We start from the raw sequence: 20,080 nt of genomic DNA on the forward strand, positions 1-20,080 counted from the left end.
CCTTAGAAAGTTAAGTTTAAGCCCAAGGAGAGGTTGCGGGAAATCGGATACGTACCATTGTCCACGCCGCTGTTGGTGGGGTTATCGGTAGCGCCGTTGGTGGTGGCGCCGTTCGCCTGCGGGTTGCGGAAGCCCCCGGCCTTCGTGAAGGTGTAAATGTTCTGGCCGGTGGCGTAGAGGCGTAGGCGCTGCACCCGCAGCTTCTGCGACAGGGCCGCGGGCAGGGTGTAGCCCAGGGTGATGTTGCGCAGGCGTAAAAAGCTGGCGTCGTAGAGGTAGCGGGTGCTGGCAGCAATGTTGGAGGAAAGGTTGGTGGTGCCAGCCCGGTGAAACTTGCCGTTGCCGGGCTCTGCCTCGGAGCGCCACCGCTCCAGGGACTGCTGGGACCCGTTTTCCAACCACCGCCCCAAGGCCAGGGCTAGTTCCTGGCTGCGATAGATTTCCGCCCCGTAGGAGCCGTCCAGCAGTACGTTCAGGTCAAAGCTGCCGTAGGTGAAGGTATTACCGAAGCCGTACACAAAATCAGGCTGGTAGTTGCCCGCCCTCACCTGATCATCCGCCGTAATGCGGCCATCGGGTACGCCGTCGGGACCGCTGACGTCGCGGTAGCGTAAATCCCCGATGCCCTGGGAGCCGAGCTTGGGGTAGGTATCGACGTCGCTCTGGTTGTTGAAAGTGCCTTCTACCAGGTACAGATAAAAATCGCCCATGGGGCGACCCACGTAATTGCGGACCACGCCCTGGTTGGCCAACTGGGTCTGCCCGCTGGCCAGGCTCATGATCTGGTTGCGGTTAAAGGAGATGTTAAAGTTGGTGTTCCACTTCAGCTTGGCGTCGAGGTTAACCGTGTTTAAGGTCAGCTCCAGGCCGCGGTTGCGCACGTTGCCCACGTTCTGAATCACGGTGGCAGCCTTGCCGTTGAGGCTGGGGATGTCGGTGGCGAGGATGATGTTGCTGTTGCGGTTGTAGAAGTCCACTGCCAGCCCAATACGGTCATTCAGCACCCCGATATCCAGCCCGACATCAAACTGCTTATTCTTTTCCCAGCCCAGGTCGAGGTTGGAAAATCCACTGGGCCGGAAGGCCACCACCTGGGCGTCGGTCGTGCCGAAGTTGTAGGCTTCGCGCTGCATAGTAGCCAGCCAGGGGTAGTAACCCGGGAGCTGGTCGTTGCCGGTTTCGCCGTAGCTGGCCCTGATTTTCAACATGGAAAGCGACTTAATGCCCCCCAGAAAGCTTTCCTCACTTACATTCCAGCCGGCCGAAACCGATGGGAAGATACCAGCGCGGTTACTGGGGCCGAACCGGCTCGACCGGTCGCGCCGCAGCGAGGCCGAGAACAGGTAACGACTTTTGTAGTTGTAGTTTACGCGGCCAAACACGGCGTCAAAGACGTATTCCCGGCGCTCCGAGGTGCCCTTGGTCAGCACCGCTCCCTGCACGTTCTTAACGCTGGAATTCACGAAGGCCACCGGGTTGTCGCGGTCGGTGCGGGGCTCCAGCGTGACGTAGAAGTCGTTCTGGCGCGACACGTCGTAGCCCAGCAGGGCCGTGAAGTTATGGTCCTGGCGAAGGGTAAAGTCGTAGGTCGCCGTGTTCGACAAATACCAGTTGATATTCGTCATATTGGTCCGGCGGGCGCGGATCTGGGCCAAATTGGGCGTAGAGATGTTGCCAGTGTTGCCGTTGCCGCGAGCCAGGAAGGGCTCCACAAACCATTCTTCGCGCTCGGCCACCAGCCCCACGTTCATGCGGGAGTTCAGCTTAAGCCCCGGCAGGGGCTCGTACTCCACGTAGGCGTTGCCCGTCTGCCGAAACGAGTAGAAGAAGTCCTTGTTGGCGTCGAGCTTCACCAGTGGGTTGGACAGCTCATCATTGAAGATGGTTTTCATCTCCGGGTCTTGGGTAATCACAAAGTAGTCCCCATTGGACCGCCATACGGGTAGAATTGGGGGCATGGTCAGCGCCTCTGCCAGGATGCCGTCGACGCCAGTTGAGGTGTTGCCACCGGTGGTCTGCTGCACCCGGCGCTGACTATAAGAAGGCTGTAGGTTTACGCCCACCCGAATTTTATCGGTTAGGTCGGCATCGAGGCTCGCTCGCAGGTTATAGCGCTTGAGGAAGGTATTCTTCAAGGTTCCCTGCTGATCAATGTAGGCGCCGGAAACTGAGAAGCGCACTTTATCCGTGCCGCCCGTGGCGCTGAGCTGATAGTTCTGGAAGGGCGCGGCGCGAAAAATTACGTCCTGCCAGTCGGTGTTGGCCCAGCGCTCGGGCTGGTTCAGGAAAGCCGGGATTGGCCGGTTTTGGTAGGTAAGCCCTTCCTTGGCCATGTCGACAAATTCCTGCCCGCTAAGCAAGTCGTAGCGGTGCATGACCGTCTCGACCCCGCCGGTTACGTTCAGGGAAAAAGTGGTTTTGCCCGCCCGGCCCCGCTTCGTGGTTACGATGATGACGCCGTTGCCGGCCCGTGAACCGTATATGGCGGCCGAGGCGGCATCCTTGAGAATGTCGATGCTTTCAATGTCCTGGGGTGATAAGGCATTGAATAAGGTCCCATCGTTGGTGGGATAGCCGTCAATCACGTACAGGGGGCTATTGCCACTGGTGATAGAGCCCGCCCCTCGAATGCGCACCGCTGGCGCCTCGCCGGGGGCGCCGCTGGTTTGCTGCAGCTGCACGCCCGACACCTGACCAACCAAGGCTTGGGTGGGGTTGGTGACGGGCAAGTTGGCGATCTGTTCCCCCTTCACACTGGAAATGGCCGTGGTAACGGTACGCTTGCTTTGCGTGCCGTAGCCGACCACTACCACTTCCCTGAGGACCTGGTTGTCTTCCGCCAGCGTGATAGTGAGGGCTGGGCTGGCCTCCGAAACGGCCACTTCCTGGCGCACGAAACCTACGGAACTGATAACCAATGTCGTACCCGGGGGGACGGTCAACGTAAACCGCCCATCCGCATCCGTACTTGTGCCGACGGCGGTGCCTTTCACGACGATGGTAACCCCGGGCAGTGGCTGTCCATCTGGCTGTAGTACCCGGCCCGAAACGGGGAAGTCCACTTGCGCGTAAACGATTACGGGTGATGCAGGCCTCAAGGATACATTCGTCGCCTCAGGCGAGGCGGCCGTTAGGATCACATACATGTTTGGACGTGTCTTATCAAAGCGTAATCCTACCTGTGCCAAGGCGGCCGTGAGTTTATCCTCAAGGCTACCTTCCGCCGCCTGGGCTTCTACGTACTTGTGGGTGACCAAGCGACTATCGTAGCCGATAGAGGTGCCGTATTGCTCTTCCCACTGGGCCAGCAGCTGTTTGAGAGGTACCCGCGTGGCTTGCACCTTCTGGGTAGCGGAGGCAAGCAACTGTGCTTTGGCCGGGAAAGTCAGGGCGGGCAAGCTGAGCAGGCAGGCGGTGAAAGCAGCCGCGCGTAGCCAGCCGCCGCTAGAACAGGAAGTAAAAGAGTGTTTCATGGTGCAGGGGAAGAAGGTTTCTCGGAAAGAAGGATATGGTTTTGCTGACGCCGCGCCCTGAGCTGAAAGCTTTTTTCCAACACTTCCAGCATTACCTCTAAGTCGCCCACGGGAAAAGAACCGGTTATCTGCCGCTGATTGAGCGCGGGATTTTCCAGGGTAATGGCCGTGCCGTAGGTGTCATTGAGTTGGGTAATAACCTCCGCTAGGGGGGTCTCATCGAACACGTGCCTTTGGTTTTTCCACGCCGTGTAGGGGCCTACGTTCACGGCTTTGTGCACTACTTGCTGGGGGTGGGTGTCGCGCGTTTCCAGCAGTTCCCCTGGCCGGAGCATCACGTCCTTACCCCCCGCCCGGCCATCGAAATCGGCCCGCACTTTGCCCGAGAGCAATACGACGCGGGCTTGCTGGCGCCGCCGGTACACGGTGAAGGTGGTGCCCAGCACCTCCACCTTGAAAGCCGCCGTGGTCCGCACGACAAAGCGTCGGTGGTCAGGCATATGCTTGACGGAGAAATAGGCCTCGCCATCCAGCCATACCTCCCGCGCGTCTGCTTGGCCTAGATCCTGTGCGTACCGGAGCGTAGAGTGGCCGTTAAGCGTCACGGTTGAGCCATCGGGTAGGTGCACGGTGCGCGTCTGGCCGTAAGCCGTAGTCACTTGCGTTAGGGGAAGGCTGGCGTCTTCACGCTGCCATAACCAGCCCCCCCCGGCCGCTATTCCCAACAACATAGCGGCCGCGGCCGCCCAGCGGCGCCAGCTAGGTTGAACGGTATGCACCGGCGCCGACTCTAACCCTAGCCGTACCAACAGAGAGTGCTGCACTTGTTCAAAATCCGGCATCTCGGAAACGCCGTCCTGTTCATGCTCTAGCAACTGCGTGTAGTCCTGCATCCACTGCTGGGCCAATTGCGCATTGGCCGGCTCAGCAAGCCAAGCTCGCACTGCCCGCGTTTCCGCCGGCAAGGACTGGCCCTCGAGGTAACGTACATAGACGTAAAAATCCACCAAAATCAACATCATCTCCAGGTATTGTCCTTATACTAGACGACACCCGAGGGTAGGCTTACCCCTAGTCAGCAGGAGAAATATTTTTGATAAGCAGGCTTCATAAATTTTATCATCATGAATTACAAGCAGTTATTGCTTTAATTTATTTTTAGCGATCTGCCATATAAGAGCCCGGCCGCGGTTCCATACTGGACTGCTGTTCCAACCACTGGCGTTCTGAGCTGGTCGCGAGGGATGGAGGAGAGCGTACGTTACGCATAGCGGGGTAAGGGCCCACTGAGACCTTGACAGTCATGAGAGTACAGGAGAGTGAAGCGGGATTTTCCGGTTAAACTTCTATTGGCGTTTACCTAACCAGGGTGCTTAAACCCTGGCAGGTATCGCCAGACGATGTATGCTACCTTACTTGTCCTCTTACGGTGAAGCTTAGCAGGAACTATTCGGGTGAAGGCTCAGCCGGCGCGCCGCCGGAACGGCAAGAGGTGGTGGTGCTCTTCCAGCAACACGCTTCTGGTTTGTACCGCTTAGCTTTTCGCCATTTACGATCGCGAATAGAGGCCCAGGAGATTGTGCAGGAATGCTTTCTCAAGTTTTGGGAAAAACGCCACGAGATTGGCGCGGCGGCAACTGATGCTAAAGGCTATCTCTATACCTGCGCCTACCACGCCATCCTGAACCAAGTGCGTCACCAGCATTATTGGGTGTACGAGGACTGTTCCGACGACCTGATTGTTGAACACGAACCGCAAACCAGCGCGCTAGAGTACGAGGATTTAAATAGCTTATACGTCCAGGCACTTACCCAATTGCCCGCCAAACGACGGCGGATCTTTGCCATGAGTCGGCAACAAGGGCTATCAAACGCTAAGATTGCGCAGGAATTAGATATTTCCGTTAAGACGGTAGAAGCTCAAATGACGCAAGCTCTCAAGTTTTTGCGGCATTATTTTCTGGCCCATGGCGTCGTTTTAAGTGTCTTTCTTCTATTTGCCTTGTTATACTTGGAAGTATAAGACCCTGGGATCTGCTCCTGCTAGCAGCGGCTTAGTTCACGGAGATAGACTAGAAATGAGAGCTTAAAAGACGTGGCCTTGGCCTTCTCTTTACCAAGGGCCGCTCTTGGGCAATTACTGACCAGGCTAGCACCGGCGGCGGGGAAGCGTAGAAGTTACCCTATTTTCACCCAGTTCCTGAACTTCCCTGCCTTATGGATGCTGCGCGGCCTGATACCAACAAGACCATTCTAGAAAAGGCCCATGCGGCTATTCGGGCCGGCGACTACGAGTGGTTTCTCTCTAGGTGCACCGAGGACACGCCGTGGACCTTTGTAGGCGACCTGACGCTCCCTAGCAAGGAAGCGGTGCGGCACTGGATGCGAACCACGTACACCCACCCACCTTTCACGTCCAGCGCTTGATCGCCGAGGACGAGTTCGTGACGGCCCTGAGCACGATTACCCTGCTCACGGAAGCAGGAAAAGCAGGGGAACATCTGTATGGCGATGTTTGGCATTTTCGAGAGGGTAAACTTGCCGAGTTGACAGCTTTCGTCCTTACGCCCTAACCCTGGGGCTCCCAGCTGGTCACCGCCCAAAGCGGTGCTTCCTGTCACGCCAGCCAGTGTAGCCCATAGGTCCCAATAACATTTACTTATCATAACTTGCCCCTTAAGGCCACCCTTCACCACCTTTTGGGGCATCATGCGATCCCGTAGCAGCTCGCTTGTGAGTCCTTGGTGAGCTCATTCAGCTGGCCAGCTTCGGCCGCACAAATGGCGCTTATTCGCACCAGCAGGCCTGTTTCTAGCTTAGTACTGCCCCGGGCTGAGTCCAGCATGTACCCTTTAGCGCGTACTCCGTGCCCCCACCGGTTGCCCTCGGCTGGCTACTACTGGGGGGACAACTCCCGCAGTTCTATGTTTCTAAAATCCACCGGCTGGCCTTCGCTTTGCAGCGCAATAAACCCCTTCGTTAACCTTTTGCCATCCTGCTTCATCGCTGGATCGAACCGGTTTACGACCCCTCCCCCGATCTGTGGCTGGGCGTAGCGTAGAACGGTATCGCCATTGATGATATGTAGAATGCGCGCATCGCCCCGCACGATGAGCTCGGCTTTGACCCACTGGTCCCCGTCGTAGGTTTTAGAGCTAGACTCAATGCAATGGCGCTCGTCGAGCTGGCCCTGGTAGACGACGTGGGTGCCGGGCGAACACATATTACCCGTGGGCCGGGGCTTACCATCGCCCAGCCCACCGAGAAACTGAAACTCGACCGAGATCGGCCAGTCCTGTTCTTTAGGCATCGTGCGTGGATCCTGCGCATGAAACATGACCCCACTGTTGCGCAGCGTGTAGCTAGGGGCCCCTTGGTGCTGCTCACCCACAAAGTGATACTCCAGTTTGAGATGGTATGCGGCAAAGGGCACTTTATAATACAAATGGCCAAACTGCTCGTTGAACGCCCCGTACTGATCATAGCGCACCTTGATCATCCCCTCTTCGGCCCGGAACGTGTTGCCCACATTCTCCCCGACCTCGTGGTGGTGGATTTTCACCACCCAATCCTTTAGATCCCGGCCGTTGAAGAGCTTTATCCAGGCCGCCTTTTCCGGCGAAGGTTTACTAGAAGTACAAGCTGTGAGGGCCAGCAGCCCGACGAGCGAAAGGGGACCTAGGTGCATACAGAGCCGTTATAGGGTAGAAAGTAGTGGTAACCTACGACATTTTAGCCAAGGAGCGGGGCGAAGGTAGGCCGCCCCGAGCACACGTGTTGGCGAGTTCCGGCGGAGGTACAAGAGCCGGCAATCGGTCGGGTGATGTGGGCAAGTATACTCCTCCAGTACGAGTTAATGATGCTCGACTAAAGCTTCGTTGTTTGACCACTTGAGTTCTGGCATACCCGATTCGATTGCTGATACTTTAGGTATCATACTTGTTCATCATGATACCTAAGCTGGTCAACTGTCTATTCGCTCCACCGGTCGTGGTCTGGGACCGGGTGCAGGGGTGCCCGCTTTTCCCGCTGTTCAAGGTCAAATTTGCCGGTTATGTGTAGACGTCGGCTTCGTTCAGCTTGGTGCCTTTCACCAGTAGCCAGATCCCAAAAAACAGCTCGCCCGTGGAAAAAACCAGCAGCCAAGACAGGTTAATTCCCCGAAAGAAGTAGGGCTGGACACTCAGCAGAATCCAGGCGGCTCCGGCCTACATGAGCAACACGCCCAACACGGTCGGGATATAGGAGGCTTTGTAAATCAGTACCCCCTTCAGCAGCAGGTAAAGCTCGAAGATAATATAGGCGATATGCATCCCGAAGCGCCGGGCGTTTACCAACTGCAGCAGTTGGTCGTGCTGCACAGCCCCTGAAAGGGAAGGGCCCTGCACTAGCTGATACGCGTAGATAAAATTGAACAGGGCGACGGCTGTGCTCAACGGGGTGCTGGGCGGCATTACGGGGGCTACCAGCGCGGTCGTGCGGGGGCAGAACCACAGCATCATCCAGTTGCAGGAGCGCAAAGAAGCGTTGCTGGCCGCGCGCCCCGAGAACGCGGCGTATGCCTCCGATGAGGCCTTCGAGAAAGAACTGGGAGCCAAAGATATCCTAGACATCAGCTGCAAGACAGCACTTTATTTTAACCGCATCTCCTACGATGTGCAGCAGAATTTCCGCGAGTGGCTGCGCAATGCGCTGGAACTTCTCTACCAATCAGCAGCGCTGGTCATCAACTCCATCCGCACCTTCTTTCTCATTATTCTTTCGATTATCGGCCCGATTAGCTTTGGCTTCGCCATCTGGCCCGGCTTTGAGGGCACACTGACCAATTGGTTTTCCCGCTACATCAACACGTTTTTGTGGTTGCCGGTGGCCAACATCTTCGGGGCCATTATCGCCAAGATTCAGGTCATGATGCTCAACCAGGATATTGCCCATATTCAATCTGCAGGTGACCCTGATGATAAGGTCTTAGTGGTGGAGGTCTTTGAGAAGGGCGGTTGACGTCACTTAGCGCTGAAGATCACGAATCAGGCTATTCTGCGGGCGCGGCCCTTACTGCCGTTCCCGACGACAAGCGTAGCGGCGCGCTAGCTGCCACGGGGGCCACTGACCGGCGCCGCCGGCGGGCCCGGCTCATCCCCTCCCCTATCCTATCCCTAGGCCGGGTAGCCAGCAAGGTCCGGCTTGGGCGGTTGGAGGCCGCCCCTTGATAAGCGGGCTAGCGTAGCCCGGCGCTAAACCGGTGGCTTACCTAAGCCGTTGCTACTGGGCATTTAACTTTACTATTCTTACTATTCTTACTATTCTTACTATTCTTACTATTCTTACTATTCTTACTATTCTTACTATTCTTACTATTCTTACTATTCTTACTATTCTTACTATTCTTACTATTCTTACTATTTTTACTATTTTTACTATTCTTACTATTGCAATAATACTAGCTTTTTTTCAGCGTTAAGCTACTTTCTTCGGCAACCGTGGACAGTTTGTTTAACTCATTCTCCCTTCGACCCGAGGCAAGGGCGCCACCCCGCCGCGAATTCCGCGGGGCTCCCAGCGGCGGTTCAGCCCCGAGTGTCAGGTTGGCTCCCCATGCGTGCTCCGCGGCTGGGGCATCTCTTCCCTAAGCCAAGCCCGGCGGAGGATACTGGGGCCTGACGCCGTGGCCCCGCGGGGAGGCTTCTACCCTGGGCCCGCAAGCGAGCGCTCGCTTGCGGGCCCAGGGTAACTTTCTCATTTGTCCCGACTAAGTCACTCCGGCCGCTCATATCTGTGCCCGCCTCTGGGTGCCGGCCACCGCCTGGTCCGCAGCAGGCACCACGTGCTAGCCTACCCGCCGGGGTCTTACCATTTTAACAATTGTTCCTATTGTAATAATTTTTGCTATTGTTAACATTTTAAAAATTATCGCAATTTAGTCTCGAGCAATCGATCAACCTGACGATCTATTCGCGGGCCGCGTCCCGCCGTAGGCGGGGTCAATAAGTGGTCCGCTGATCTGCTACGCTCACAATTATTAAAATTGTATTAATAGTGACAATTGTGAGCGTGGAAATAATTAACGTAATTGTTTTGCTGGTGACAATTGTCTACATTGCCGCCATGCAGACAATTATATTCTCCAACCATAAGGGTGGCACGGGCAAGACCACCTCCTGCCTGAACGTAGCCTACGCCCTAACCCAGGCGGGCAAAACTGTCCTGCTCGTGGACTGCGACAGCCAGTGCAACCTTTCCCAGAGCTTTTCCTACCGGGCCCCCGAGGGCAAAACCATCGGGGCCATCCTGCTGGGCCAGGCTAGCTTATCCGACGTGGTGCAGGAAGTAGGGGAGGGGCTTTACCTGGTGCCAAGCTCCTCGGACCTGTCCGAGGTCGAGGAACGCATCAGCAAGAAGCCCGGCGCGGAGTACGCCCTGCGCGAGGTGCTGGAAGAAGTCGAGCAGATTGACTTCTGCCTGGTCGATACGCCCGGGGGCCTGGGCAAGCTCACCTACGCGGCCCTTACCGCCGCCGACGCGGTCTTCATTCCCGCCCAGCCCGAGTACTACGGCATTGAAGGCCTGGTGGGCCTGCTCGAGGTCTGCCAGCAGGTGCAGAAGCGCCTGAACAAAAGCCTGAAAGTGGGGGGCCTTTTTTTCACCCAGTACAACCGCAGTGATCGACGCCGGGCCCAGCGCGATATGGTCAACCTGCTCGAATCCCACCCCGTGTTTGGCCCCCTGGTCATGCACACCACGATTCGGCCCAACGTGAGTCTGGTGGAAGCCCAGATCGAAAAGGAAAACATTTACGCCTGGGCGCCCCAGTCGGCCGGGGCCCAGGACTACCAGGCTCTCACCAGCGAAATTCTTTCCCGACTATGAGCGACAGCAGCAAAAGCAAGCCCCGCTTCGGCAACAAGGTCCTGGCCTCCATTACCGAGCGCATTGAGCCCCCGGCCCCCGAAGCGCCCATGCCCGCCCCCCCCGCGGTCGAGGAGGAGACGGTCTGGGTCTCCTTTACCACGGCCGTCACCCGCGAAACGTACCTGAAGCTCAAACAGGCGGAATACTGGGAGCCGGCCTTTCTGTTCAAGGAAGTGACGGAGGCGGCCCTGACCAAGGAGCTCCAAAACTACCCTAACGCCGAGAAGCCCTTACCCCCGGCGGCGCTGGAGAAGCTGCTGCGCAGCAGCAAAAAGCTGCGCTAAGGCGGCACCTGATCTGGTCCTAGCCCGCCCCACCGCTTAAGCAGTCGCCGCCGGGCGCCGCCCGGGCGGTGGGGGAGGGGAGGAGGCGTTTCCTTACCACCTCCCGCGGGGCCAGCTGGCCCAGGCCACTCCCTGGTTTGCGGGAAAACAATTGATCGGCCGGGTGGTCTTCGTTCGGGCCCCTGCGTAAAGCAGGGGATTACTTCCCTACTCCCTACGCTTATCCGCTATGAAGATTGGAATCATTGGGGCCGGCCACATCGGCAGTGCCCTCGCCCTGCGGCTTACCCGCCTCGGCCACTCAGTGCTGATCGCTAACTCCCGGGGGCCCGAAACCCTCGGGGACGTGGCCCAGAAAACCGGCGCCACCCCCGCCACGGCCCGGGAAGCCGCCCGCCACGGTGAGCTGATTGTCGTGACCATCCCCCTCATCAACATTCCCGACTTGCCCAAGGACCTGTTCGAGGGCGTCCCAGCCCCGGTGCCCGTGATTGACACGAGCAACTACTACCCGCTGCTGCGCGATGGCCACCTACCCGAGCTGGAAAGCGGCGCGCTCACCGAGAGCGAATGGGTGCAGCAGCACCTGGGCCGGCCGGTGGTGAAGGTGTTCAATAACATCTACGCCGCCCACCTCGAAGGCAAGGGGCAACCGGCCGGCACCCCGGGCCGCATCGCCCTGCCCGTCGCCGGCGACGAGGCCGCGGCCAAGCAGCAGGTGATGGCCCTGGTCGAGGAGCTGGGCTTCGACGCCGTGGACGCGGGCCGCCTGGCCGACTCGTGGCGCCAGCAGCCCGGCACCCCGGCCTACGGGGCCGATCTGCCCGCCGCGCAGCTGCAGCAGCTCCTGACGGAGCTGGGCCCCGAGCGCACGGCGGCCCAGCACGCGCAGTTCCAAGCCAACCATGCCGAGCAGGAAAAGCAAATGGCGGCCCAAGGCATCCAGCTCAAGTAAGCAAAACCACTCACAAGGCCAGCCGGGCCCGCGTTCACCGGCCCACCCGGGCGGCTTACTTCCCGCTGGGCCCGGGGGCTGGGACGTGGCTAGCTGCGTCCCGCCCCGCCCCGTACCGGTTGATTATTACCTGGGTGGCGAAGCCGGGGGCGCTGCTCGCCCGTTTGCCCCGGACTGGTGCCATTTTTCACGTAGATGCGGGCCTACCCCTCGCCGGGCCGCCGGGCCGGGGGCGGAGTGCCATTTTTCACGCAATTGCTCGGGGAGATAATACCCTCCACGCCAGGCGGTTCGCCCGGGGCGCCCGTTTCTCCTCCCCGGTTGCCAGAACGGCCCTGACAGCCTTTTTTGCCGGGATTCCCTTGGCCTGACTAGTACTTACCGGACTTAACTTTTTCAAAAAAAAAGCCGAACCTCTTCTGTCTTCTTAAGCTATTCTTTACTATTCTATATTCAGGGCGCTATAACTAATTGACAGTCAAACAGTAAAGCCCGATATCTACGTGAAAAACGGCACTCTGCAGCGTGAAAAGTGGCACCCTGCAGCGTGAAGAATGGCACCATCTGCGTGAAAAGTGGCACCCTGCAGCGTGAAAAGTGGCACCCCTACGTGAAGAATGGCACCATCTACGTGAAAAACGGCACTCCAGGGCTCCCGCGGCCCAATTGCGTGAAAAATGGCACCCGTCGAGCTTGCCGGTGGCATCTGCGTGAAAAATGGCACCGGGGCTGCGGCTGCTGCGTGAACTGATTTTGATTTCACGCTTTTCCGCTTATCTTCACCGCCGCCCCATCCTGTTACGCTTTGCCTATGCTGCCCCCTTCGCCGCCGCCCCCCGCCCTCTACCCGCGCGCCTACCAGGCCAACGCCTTAGTGCGGGCCCCGCTGAAGCTGACCCACGTGGAGGCCCGCATCTTCGCCCTGGCTTTGGGCTGCATTCACCAGGACCAGACCGAGCTGCCCGGCATCTCCATCCCCCTGAGCCGGGTAATGACCCAGAAGAAGGGGGGCAGCGTGTACGAGACCATCCGTGACGCCTGCAAGAGTTTGATGTCCAAGGTGGTCAGCATTGAGTCCCAGACCGGCAACAAGAAGCGCTTTACGGCCTACTCCATCATCAGCTACATTGACCTGAACGAGGGCACGGGCTTTCTGACGGGCAACTTCGCCCCCGAGATCAAACCCTTCCTGCTCCAGCTCGCCGAGCAGTACACCCACGTGGAGATCGAGACCCTGCTCACGCTCAAGTCCGCCCACGCCCACCGCCTGTACTGGCTGCTTAAGTCCTGGGATGACGTGGGTTTGTGGGAGGTGGACTTCGAGACCCTGCGCAAGCAGGTGCTGGGGGATGACAACGACGTGACCTACACCTTGTTCTACGACTTCAAACGTTACGTGCTCGAGCCCGCCCTGCGCGAGCTCCATTCCCTGGGCTGGGTAGTCAGCTACCAGCCCGTCAAGGAAGGCAAGAAAGTCAAGGGCGTGCGCTTTACCATCCCCAAGCCCCTGGCCCAGCTCGGGGAAGACGGCTTGCCCGAGCCCCCCGTTCGGACCAGCAGCAAGGCCCGCCCCGCGGAAAAGCAGATGAGCCTGGCCCTGGCCGCCGAGCTGCCCACCCTGCAGCAGCGCATTGTCACCCGCCTGCAGAAGCTGAAAATGACGGCCGCCCAAATTCAGCACGTGCTCGACTTCATGGGCGACGACGAGGCCCGCATTGCCCGGCTCATGAAAGTAAGCCACCCGCTGCTGCGCGACTTTGAGGCCGGCAACAAGGTATTCGATAACCTGGGCGGGGTGGCCACCAACCTGCTCAAGACCGAGTTTCCGGGCCTTTACCCCACGCTTAAGTAAGCCCGCGGGCGGGGCTCCGGGCCGCTGCGAGAAGTCAGCTACCATAGCCAAGCGGCGCGGTTTCGTCCTCCTGGTAATAAGCAGTATGTGCTTTGGGTAATAGCTTTTGCTCTTAACCTGCTACCAGGTAGTAAGTTAAGCCACCCGTAATACGAAGTAATAGAAGAGGATAGTTTAGAGGGGACGGGGGTATTTTTCGAGTAGCTGGCTTGGAACGAGCAAGTTATCTCCTGCTGCTTAGCCCATTACTCGAAGGGTCATTCGGCGGGGACGCGGCGCCTACTTCGTGCTTTTGGTAATGACTCTAATGGATCAACTTGTGATTACATATTGATTAGCAAGTCACTATATTAAGAGATGTCCATAGCCAATGGGTGGGGTAGCGTCTATCACCAAAAGCCTGAAGTAAAGGGCCACTAGAATCAACCCGAATAGGTTAGCTAAGCGCCGGACTTCGGGCTTTTGATCATTGGCTCGGTAAGAGGAGGAACTGGATACGAGCCTAAGTAGGGGCTAAGAAAGTAAGCATAAGAGATACATTAGTATATAATTTTTCAACGTCTTGTACTCGCCAAAAAAATTAAAGTTTGCCCAGCGTCGGCAAAAAACGGGACGTCTTTAAGAGTACATTTTAGCATAAAAAAGATATAAGCATTTGTGCTAAAATGTACTTCTGCAGCCAGTTGGAGGAGTTTTTATAGCTTGGTTTATACCTTAATTAGATAGGCTAAAAAGCACTATTCCCCTGAGAATTACGCGCGGTTCCTTGTTTGCAGCCCGCGAAGCACTTTATGGACGCTACCCAGTAGGCGAATGGTCAATATCTCTTTAGAATCCGGAGGATGGTTTCTGCGAAGCAAGGAAACCTAATTTGTCTTATAGGTGGGTCAGCAAGTACGGTCTGTTTCTAGCCCGTACTTGCTGACCCATATGTAGAGGGTGTTTTGGTAGCAGGCGACCGAGCAGGAGCAGGGTTCTAGATCCTACATCTTTCGGAGCCCACAGCGTAAACGCCTGAAACGTCTCCCTCTGGACAAGCAGGCGCGGTAGCCCTTAATTATTTTTCCCCGGCGGCTACTGCTACCTAGCTCTCGTATCTCCAGCGAGACCGCCGGACCGGAATAAGCCGGCCCGGCACCTGCTAGCGATAGAGGGGATGGTTCGGCTGCCGGAAGCCCGCACGCCGAAAACAGGTCCGGGCAGCGCGGCCGGGATGGGTCGCTAGAAAGGCCACTCGAGGGATGGACAGCGGTCTAAGGCGACGGGCTTGCGCCGGCTTGCTCGAAAGAGCATGGGAGGGTAGCAGAGCGGCCTAGAAGGAGCAACTCTGGCCCTCTAGGTCTTCCATCTATAAGGGCCAGGGGACCGCAGAGCCTTCTCTCTACTCCCTGCACTTGCTGCGTACCCACCAGGGCGCTGACCTTAAATTGATAACCACTTACTTAATAACCGAAATAATTTGCCCCGGCCCTTGCGGGAGGACTGCCGGAGTATCAGAGGGCAAGGCTGCCGAGCCGTCAGTCTCACTTGCGCCGTTCAAGGGCAGCGGCCCCCTGCTTAGCACGCGGTTAGGCTCCGGCCGGCAAGGGGATTCCCGTCAGGCGGGCGCACTCGGCCAGCCACCGCTCCTGCACGGCCCCAGCGGCGGCCTGGGGATGAGCCGGGCTCGACCGTTGGTGGTACAGGTACTGGCCCGTCAGCTGCGCCGCCGGGCCGTTGCCGGCGGCCAGCCAGGCTTGGGTGCGGGCGCCTTCCGCCAGGCTGTCCGGCGCGCCGGCCCCGCCCATCTTGGTTGGTACCCAGCCCGGGTCGACGGCATTAGCCCGCACTGCAGGCCAGAGGCGGGCCACGGCGTTGGACAAGAGCAAATCGTGCAGCTTCGAGTCGCAGTAGGCTTGGGTCGGGTTCCACGGCCGCGCCTGCCACGTCAGGTCGCGCAGGCTGGCGTCCCCTTGCCGGTGCATACTGGAACTCAGATACACCAACCGGCGGGGGCGCTCAATCAGACACGTGAGCACGTAGGGGGCCAGGGAATTGACGGCCAGCACCGGGGGTAGGCCGTCCACGGTGCGCTCCAGGCGGGGAACCTGGTAGACGCCCGCGTTGTGAATGACGGCCTCGACGGGTCCGAGGGCATTGACCTGGGCGGCCACCTGCTGCATGCCGGCCAGGGTGGACAGGTCCCCGTACACGGCCGCGGCGGCCTGCGGCACGGCGGCGCGGGCCTGGCGGGCGCGTTCGGGACTGCGGGCGTGCAGCACAAGCTGGTGGCCCTGCTCGGCGAGCTGGCGGGCAGCCAACTGGCCCAGCCCGTCAGCCGAGCCGGTGATGAAAATACGGGCCATAAGTCGGGGGTTGCTGAGCGGAAAGGTAAATTAGGCAGGGGCCGTAGGCGCCCAATCACCTAGCCCTACAACAAAGCGGGGGAGAATAGTTACCGGCAACGTTCGTTGCTCCCGGCAGTTCCGCGCCCGCCGCAAGCCTGTTCGCATTCTACGGGGAGCCTCACCGCTGGCTGGAAGCGGCAGGCTGGGACCCTAGGGGCTACGGGTGAATTTTCGGGGGCGGAAGACAGAAAGGAGCACCTATCAGCACCAAGCTTAGGTCTGATGAGGCCGCCCGGATCGGTGAATAAGTTAAAGCCCCCGAACTCGGCCGAGGGAGAAAGGGCCTTTTTCCCTGCCTCTAAAAGTTCTGTTTACCTAGGCCCGTGAAAGTGCCTAGCCTAGTGTCTACAAAAGACATCCTTGCGGGCCATTCCGTAAACTTGGAAAGGCAAACAGGTTTCGTACACTTACCCGGCCTTCCCCTAAATTGCTGGCACTTAGCTTTAGGGCCACTAAACCCACTTATTATGCTGGAACAGAAAATTCTGAACCTCTTCGTCCCCCTGCCGAAAACTGCGAAAGATGTTCCCGCCGAGGAATACGAGCTGTTGACTCCCTACCTGCAGCAGGGCTACCGCGTCGTCCACCTGGCCGCCGCGGCGGCCGTTATGGGGGCTACGGCTAAGCCGGGCTTGCAGGTGCTGGTGGTGCTGGAGCGGGAGAAAGAAGTGGTGAAAAAAACCGAGGCCTTCGGCTATGCCTAACCCTGGCCTGCTCATGACTCTTCTTCCCTACCACGCCCTGGTGGGCGGCAGCACCCAGGGCATCGGCCGGGCCTGCGCGGAGGCGCTGGCCGAGGCCGGCGCTACCGTCACGCTGATTGCCCGCCACGAGGCCAAGCTGCGGGAGGTGGCTGCTGCCCTGCCCACGCCGGCCGGGCAACAGCACAATTTTCTGGTCGCTGACTTTGCCCACCCGGCGCAGGTGGCCCGGGTCGTGGCGGATTACTTGGCCGCGCACCCGACCGGCTTCCAGATCCTAGTCAACAACACCGGTGGGCCGCCGCCGGGGCCCCTGCTGGCGGCTCCGCCCGCCGCGTTCGAGGCGGCCTTCGCCCAGCACGTGCTCTGCAACCACCTCCTGGCCCAGGCCCTGGTGCCGGGCATGGCGACGGGGGGCTACGGGCGCATTATCAACATCATCAGCACCTCCGTGAAGATTCCCTTGCCGGGACTGGGGGTGAGCAACACCATCCGGGGGGCCGTGGCCAGCTGGGCCAAAACGCTCGCGAACGAGGTGGCCGGCCAGGGCATTACGGTAAACAATATCTTGCCCGGGGCGACGGTCACCCAGCGCCACGCGGCGCTCATAGCACAGAAAATGCAGGAAACCGGTCAAAGCCAGGAGCAGGTCGAGGCCGCCCTGCTGCAGCAGATTCCCGCGCGCCGCTTTGGGCAAGCCCGCGAGCTGGCCGCCGCCGTAGTCTTCCTCGCCTCGCCCGCGGCGGGCTACATTACCGGCACCAGCCTGCCCGTGGATGGGGGCCGTACGGGAAGCTTATAAGTGCGCGCCTTAACCCAGGAGGTCATTGCCGCCGACCTTTTGCCGGCTAAGGGCTCCGGTGCCCTAGCCAAAGGGGCTACTTGGTATTCTTTATCAAGGCGGCCTACACCTTTTCCCCGGGCGCCGGTCCATGCCGCTGCGCCCGCTATCTCCTGGATTCCCGCCTTTACCTTCTGTTGGGTGCCGTGACTCTCGAGGCGGCAAAGCGCACCCGGGTCAGCCGTCCTGCCCGCCAGCGGGGACCGACCCATAGTTCTCCGTCTGGGGAAGGGTGCGTATCTTAAGGGCGCCAACAGCTCTCCTCCATGGCCCTCTCTTATCACCGCCTGATCGTCAAGATCGGCTCCAACGTCCTCACCCTGGCCGATGGCACCCCCGACCTGGCCCGGATGGCTCACTTGGTGGAGCAGATCACGGCCCTCAAGCAGGCGGGGCGGGAAGTGATTGTCGTCTCGTCGGGGGCCGTGGCGGCGGGGCGCAGCCTGGTACCCATAGCCCCCAAAGCCGACGCCGTTAGCAGCCGCCAGCTGCTCGCCGCCGTCGGCCAGGTCAAGCTGCTGACCACGTATGCCGAGCTGTTTGCCCGCCAGCAGCTAACCTGCGCCCAGGTCCTGGTGACCAAGGAAGACTTCCGGGACCGGCAGCACTACCGCAACATGCAAAACTGCCTGAGGGCCTTGCTCCAGCATCACATCATTCCCATCGTGAATGAGAATGACGTGATTGCCGTCACGGAGCTTATGTTCACCGACAACGACGAGTTAGCGGGGCTGCTGGCCGCCATGCTCGATGCCGATGCCCTGCTGATTCTGAGCAACGTGGATGGCATCTTCAACGGCGACCCCAAGGACCCGCACACCACGGTGCTGCGCGAAATTGGCCTCGACCCGCTTGACTTTGCGGGCTTTATAAGAACAAGTCGTTCCCAGTTCGGCCGCGGGGGCATGATTACAAAGTGCCGCATGGCCCAGAAAGTAGCTCAGCTGGGGGTTGCCGTACACATCGCCAATGGCAAGACCGAAAACGTGCTACCCCGCCTTTTAGCCGAGCAGGTCGTCAATACCCGTTTTCAGCCCAGCCGCAGCGCTTCGGGTCGCAAGAAGTGGCTCGCGCACGCCCAACCGGCCGCCAAGGGGGCCGTGCGGCTCAACGCCGGCGCCCAGGCGGCGCTAACCGCTCCGGGGAAGGCAACTAGCTTGCTGCCCATTGGCATCGTGGCCGTGGAGGGAGAGTTTGCCCAGGGCGACATCATCTGCCTGCTTACCGCAGAGGGCCAGCCTATGGGCTTGGGCAAAGCCGAGTATGCCGCCTCGAAAGCCCGCGAACGGCTGGGTCAGCCGGGCCAGCGCCCCCTGGTACACTATGACTACCTGTTTTTGTCGGCTGACAGCTAGCCCTACCTGCCCGTTCGCGGCCGCTTACTCTAGTACTCTTTTCTCCGCTCCAGCATGGACTGCACGCCTCTTTTCAAAGCCGCCCAGCAAGCCAGCCGCCAGCTCAACCAGGTACCCGTCGCGACGATCAACGCGGTGCTGGAAGACCTGGCGGCGGCCGCCGTGCAACACACTGGTTTCCTGCTCCAGGAAAACGCGCGGGACCTCGCTCGCCTCCCCGCCACCGACCCCAAGTACGACCGGCTCCTGCTCACGACCGAGCGCCTGCGCGGCATTGCCGCTGATCTGCGCACTGTGGCGGACCTGCCTTCCCCGCTGGGGGCCGTGCTCGCGGACAAGACCCTCCCCAATGGCTTACACCTGCGCAAGGTGAGCGTCCCGTTGGGCGTGGTCGGTATCATCTACGAAGCCCGTCCCAACGTCACCTTCGACGTGGTGGGGCTGTGTTTGAAAGCGGGGAACGCCTGCGTGCTGAAGGGCAGCAGCGAGGCGGAGTACTCGAATAAAGCCATCGTCAGCGTGCTCCAAGCAGTCCTGGACCGGCAGGGCCTGGATCCCGCCGTGGCCACCCTGCTGCCCCCCGACCGGGCCGCCACCGACGCCTTGCTGCGGGCGGTCGGCTACGTGGATGTGCTCATCCCGCGCGGTAGTCAGACCCTGATCAGCTTTGTGCGCGACCACGCCCGGGTTCCCGTCATCGAAACCGGGGCCGGCATTGTGCATACCTACTTCGACGCTACGGCCGATCTGACCAAAGGGCAGGCTATCATTGCCAATGCCAAGACGCGGCGCGTGAGCGTGTGCAATGCCCTCGACTGCTTGCTGGTCCACGAAGCCCGCCTGCGGGAGCTACCCAGCCTGGTTGCCCCCCTGGCGGCGGCCGGCGTGCTGCTCCACGCCGATGAGCCCGCGTACGCCGCCCTGCACCAGTCTTATCCCGCCGCCCTGCTGCAGCGGGCGCAGCCCGAGCACTTCGGGACGGAGTTTCTCTCCCTGCAGCTGGCCATCAAAACGGTGGGTGGCTTAACCCAGGCGCTGGAGCATATCGCCGCGTTCGGCTCCCGGCACAGCGAAGCCATCGTGTCGGAAGATCCGGCCGCTATCGAGCACTTTTTGCAGGCCGTGGATGCCGCCGCCGTGTACGTCAACGCCTCCACCGCCTTTACCGACGGGGCTCAGTTTGGGCTGGGCGCCGAAATAGGCATCAGCACCCAAAAGCTGCACGCCCGGGGGCCCATGGGCTTGGGCGAGCTAACCACCTACAAATGGCAAGTGCGGGGCACCGGCCACGTGCGGCCGTAAGCGAGCCAGCGTTTTAAGAAG

At 59.7% G+C, this 20,080-nt stretch carries 17 protein-coding genes and 1 pseudogene; 13 read left to right on the plus strand and 5 right to left on the minus strand.

All coding sequences use genetic code 11. The features are described from left to right. Nucleotides 1-2: 2 nt before the first annotated feature. Together ACW9KT_RS18800 and ACW9KT_RS18805 are read right to left on the minus strand one after the other, a co-directional pair. Nucleotides 3-3,473, minus strand: coding sequence for a SusC/RagA family TonB-linked outer membrane protein (locus tag ACW9KT_RS18800; RefSeq protein WP_457083250.1), 3,471 nt, complete (start codon nucleotides 3,471-3,473; stop codon nucleotides 3-5). Beyond that, complete coding sequence (locus ACW9KT_RS18805; RefSeq protein ID WP_457083252.1) at nucleotides 3,470-4,495, minus strand: FecR family protein; 1,026 nt, start codon at nucleotides 4,493-4,495, stop codon at nucleotides 3,470-3,472. The genes ACW9KT_RS18800 and ACW9KT_RS18805 overlap by 4 nt, the downstream gene beginning before the upstream one ends. A 347-nt stretch (nucleotides 4,496-4,842) precedes the next feature. Between ACW9KT_RS18805 and ACW9KT_RS18810 the strand changes: the two genes are divergently transcribed. The 3 genes from ACW9KT_RS18810 to ACW9KT_RS18820 all read left to right on the plus strand — a co-directional run bounded on the left by ACW9KT_RS18810 (nucleotide 4,843) and on the right by ACW9KT_RS18820 (nucleotide 6,046). Beyond that, entirely contained in the window at nucleotides 4,843-5,496 is a 654-nt protein-coding gene (locus ACW9KT_RS18810; protein WP_457083254.1) for an RNA polymerase sigma-70 factor, read from the plus strand. 194 nt (nucleotides 5,497-5,690) lie between these two features. Then, complete coding sequence (locus ACW9KT_RS18815) at nucleotides 5,691-5,900, plus strand: hypothetical protein (protein ID WP_457083256.1); 210 nt, start codon at nucleotides 5,691-5,693, stop codon at nucleotides 5,898-5,900. After that, complete coding sequence (locus ACW9KT_RS18820) at nucleotides 5,897-6,046, plus strand: hypothetical protein (RefSeq protein WP_457083258.1); 150 nt, start codon at nucleotides 5,897-5,899, stop codon at nucleotides 6,044-6,046. The genes ACW9KT_RS18815 and ACW9KT_RS18820 overlap by 4 nt, the downstream gene beginning before the upstream one ends. Nucleotides 6,047-6,369: 323 nt before the next feature. On the opposite strand, the gene ACW9KT_RS18825 is transcribed toward ACW9KT_RS18820, so the two are convergent. Together ACW9KT_RS18825 and ACW9KT_RS18830 are read right to left on the minus strand one after the other, a co-directional pair. After that, nucleotides 6,370-7,161 (minus strand): 3-keto-disaccharide hydrolase, encoded by a 792-nt coding sequence (locus tag ACW9KT_RS18825; protein ID WP_457083259.1) that lies wholly within the window; start codon nucleotides 7,159-7,161, stop codon nucleotides 6,370-6,372. Between the two features lie 520 nt (nucleotides 7,162-7,681). Next, the gene (locus ACW9KT_RS18830) at nucleotides 7,682-7,975 is read right to left on the minus strand and encodes a DUF4386 family protein (protein ID WP_457083261.1); all 294 of its coding nucleotides are present in this window, start codon (nucleotides 7,973-7,975) and stop codon (nucleotides 7,682-7,684) included. Between ACW9KT_RS18830 and ACW9KT_RS18835 the strand changes: the two genes are divergently transcribed. The 6 genes and pseudogenes from ACW9KT_RS18835 to ACW9KT_RS18860 all read left to right on the plus strand — a co-directional run bounded on the left by ACW9KT_RS18835 (nucleotide 7,884) and on the right by ACW9KT_RS18860 (nucleotide 13,473). Next, the gene (locus ACW9KT_RS18835) at nucleotides 7,884-8,474 is read left to right on the plus strand and encodes a hypothetical protein (protein WP_457083431.1); all 591 of its coding nucleotides are present in this window, start codon (nucleotides 7,884-7,886) and stop codon (nucleotides 8,472-8,474) included. The genes ACW9KT_RS18830 and ACW9KT_RS18835 overlap by 92 nt on opposite strands. 1,104 nt (nucleotides 8,475-9,578) lie before the next feature. After that, nucleotides 9,579-10,340 (plus strand): ParA family protein, encoded by a 762-nt coding sequence (locus ACW9KT_RS18840; RefSeq protein WP_457083263.1) that lies wholly within the window; start codon nucleotides 9,579-9,581, stop codon nucleotides 10,338-10,340. After that, entirely contained in the window at nucleotides 10,337-10,666 is a 330-nt protein-coding gene (locus ACW9KT_RS18845; protein ID WP_457083265.1) for a hypothetical protein, read from the plus strand. Before ACW9KT_RS18840 ends, ACW9KT_RS18845 begins: the two co-directional genes overlap by 4 nt. Before the next feature lie 226 nt (nucleotides 10,667-10,892). Next, nucleotides 10,893-11,621, plus strand: a pseudogene (locus ACW9KT_RS18850) (NADPH-dependent F420 reductase); the annotation flags it as partial. A 532-nt stretch (nucleotides 11,622-12,153) separates the two neighbouring features. Then, nucleotides 12,154-12,372 carry a hypothetical protein gene (locus tag ACW9KT_RS18855; RefSeq protein ID WP_457083267.1) on the plus strand — a complete coding sequence of 73 codons (219 nt, stop codon included), beginning with the start codon at nucleotides 12,154-12,156 and terminating at the stop codon, nucleotides 12,370-12,372. Nucleotides 12,373-12,432: 60 nt separating this feature from the next. Next, nucleotides 12,433-13,473, plus strand: coding sequence for a RepB family plasmid replication initiator protein (locus ACW9KT_RS18860; protein ID WP_457083269.1), 1,041 nt, complete (start codon nucleotides 12,433-12,435; stop codon nucleotides 13,471-13,473). 1,568 nt (nucleotides 13,474-15,041) lie between these two features. Here the strand turns inward: ACW9KT_RS18860 and ACW9KT_RS18865 are convergent. Then, nucleotides 15,042-15,818 (minus strand): SDR family NAD(P)-dependent oxidoreductase, encoded by a 777-nt coding sequence (locus tag ACW9KT_RS18865; RefSeq protein ID WP_457083271.1) that lies wholly within the window; start codon nucleotides 15,816-15,818, stop codon nucleotides 15,042-15,044. A 509-nt stretch (nucleotides 15,819-16,327) separates the two neighbouring features. On the opposite strand from ACW9KT_RS18865, the gene ACW9KT_RS18870 reads away from it, so the two are divergent. The 4 genes from ACW9KT_RS18870 (at nucleotide 16,328) to ACW9KT_RS18885 (ending at nucleotide 20,059) form a co-directional block, all read left to right on the plus strand. Beyond that, nucleotides 16,328-16,564: a hypothetical protein gene (locus ACW9KT_RS18870; protein WP_457083273.1), complete on the plus strand. Its 237-nt coding sequence runs from the start codon at nucleotides 16,328-16,330 to the stop codon at nucleotides 16,562-16,564. A gap of 13 nt (nucleotides 16,565-16,577) precedes the next feature. Continuing rightward, nucleotides 16,578-17,363 (plus strand): SDR family oxidoreductase, encoded by a 786-nt coding sequence (locus tag ACW9KT_RS18875; protein WP_457083275.1) that lies wholly within the window; start codon nucleotides 16,578-16,580, stop codon nucleotides 17,361-17,363. Between the two features lie 305 nt (nucleotides 17,364-17,668). After that, nucleotides 17,669-18,757, plus strand: coding sequence for a glutamate 5-kinase (gene proB / locus ACW9KT_RS18880; protein WP_457083277.1), 1,089 nt, complete (start codon nucleotides 17,669-17,671; stop codon nucleotides 18,755-18,757). 54 nt (nucleotides 18,758-18,811) lie between these two features. Next, complete coding sequence (locus tag ACW9KT_RS18885; protein ID WP_457083279.1) at nucleotides 18,812-20,059, plus strand: glutamate-5-semialdehyde dehydrogenase; 1,248 nt, start codon at nucleotides 18,812-18,814, stop codon at nucleotides 20,057-20,059. Nucleotides 20,060-20,080 lie beyond the last annotated feature (21 nt).

The organism is Hymenobacter sp. HD11105 (assembly GCF_054051685.1).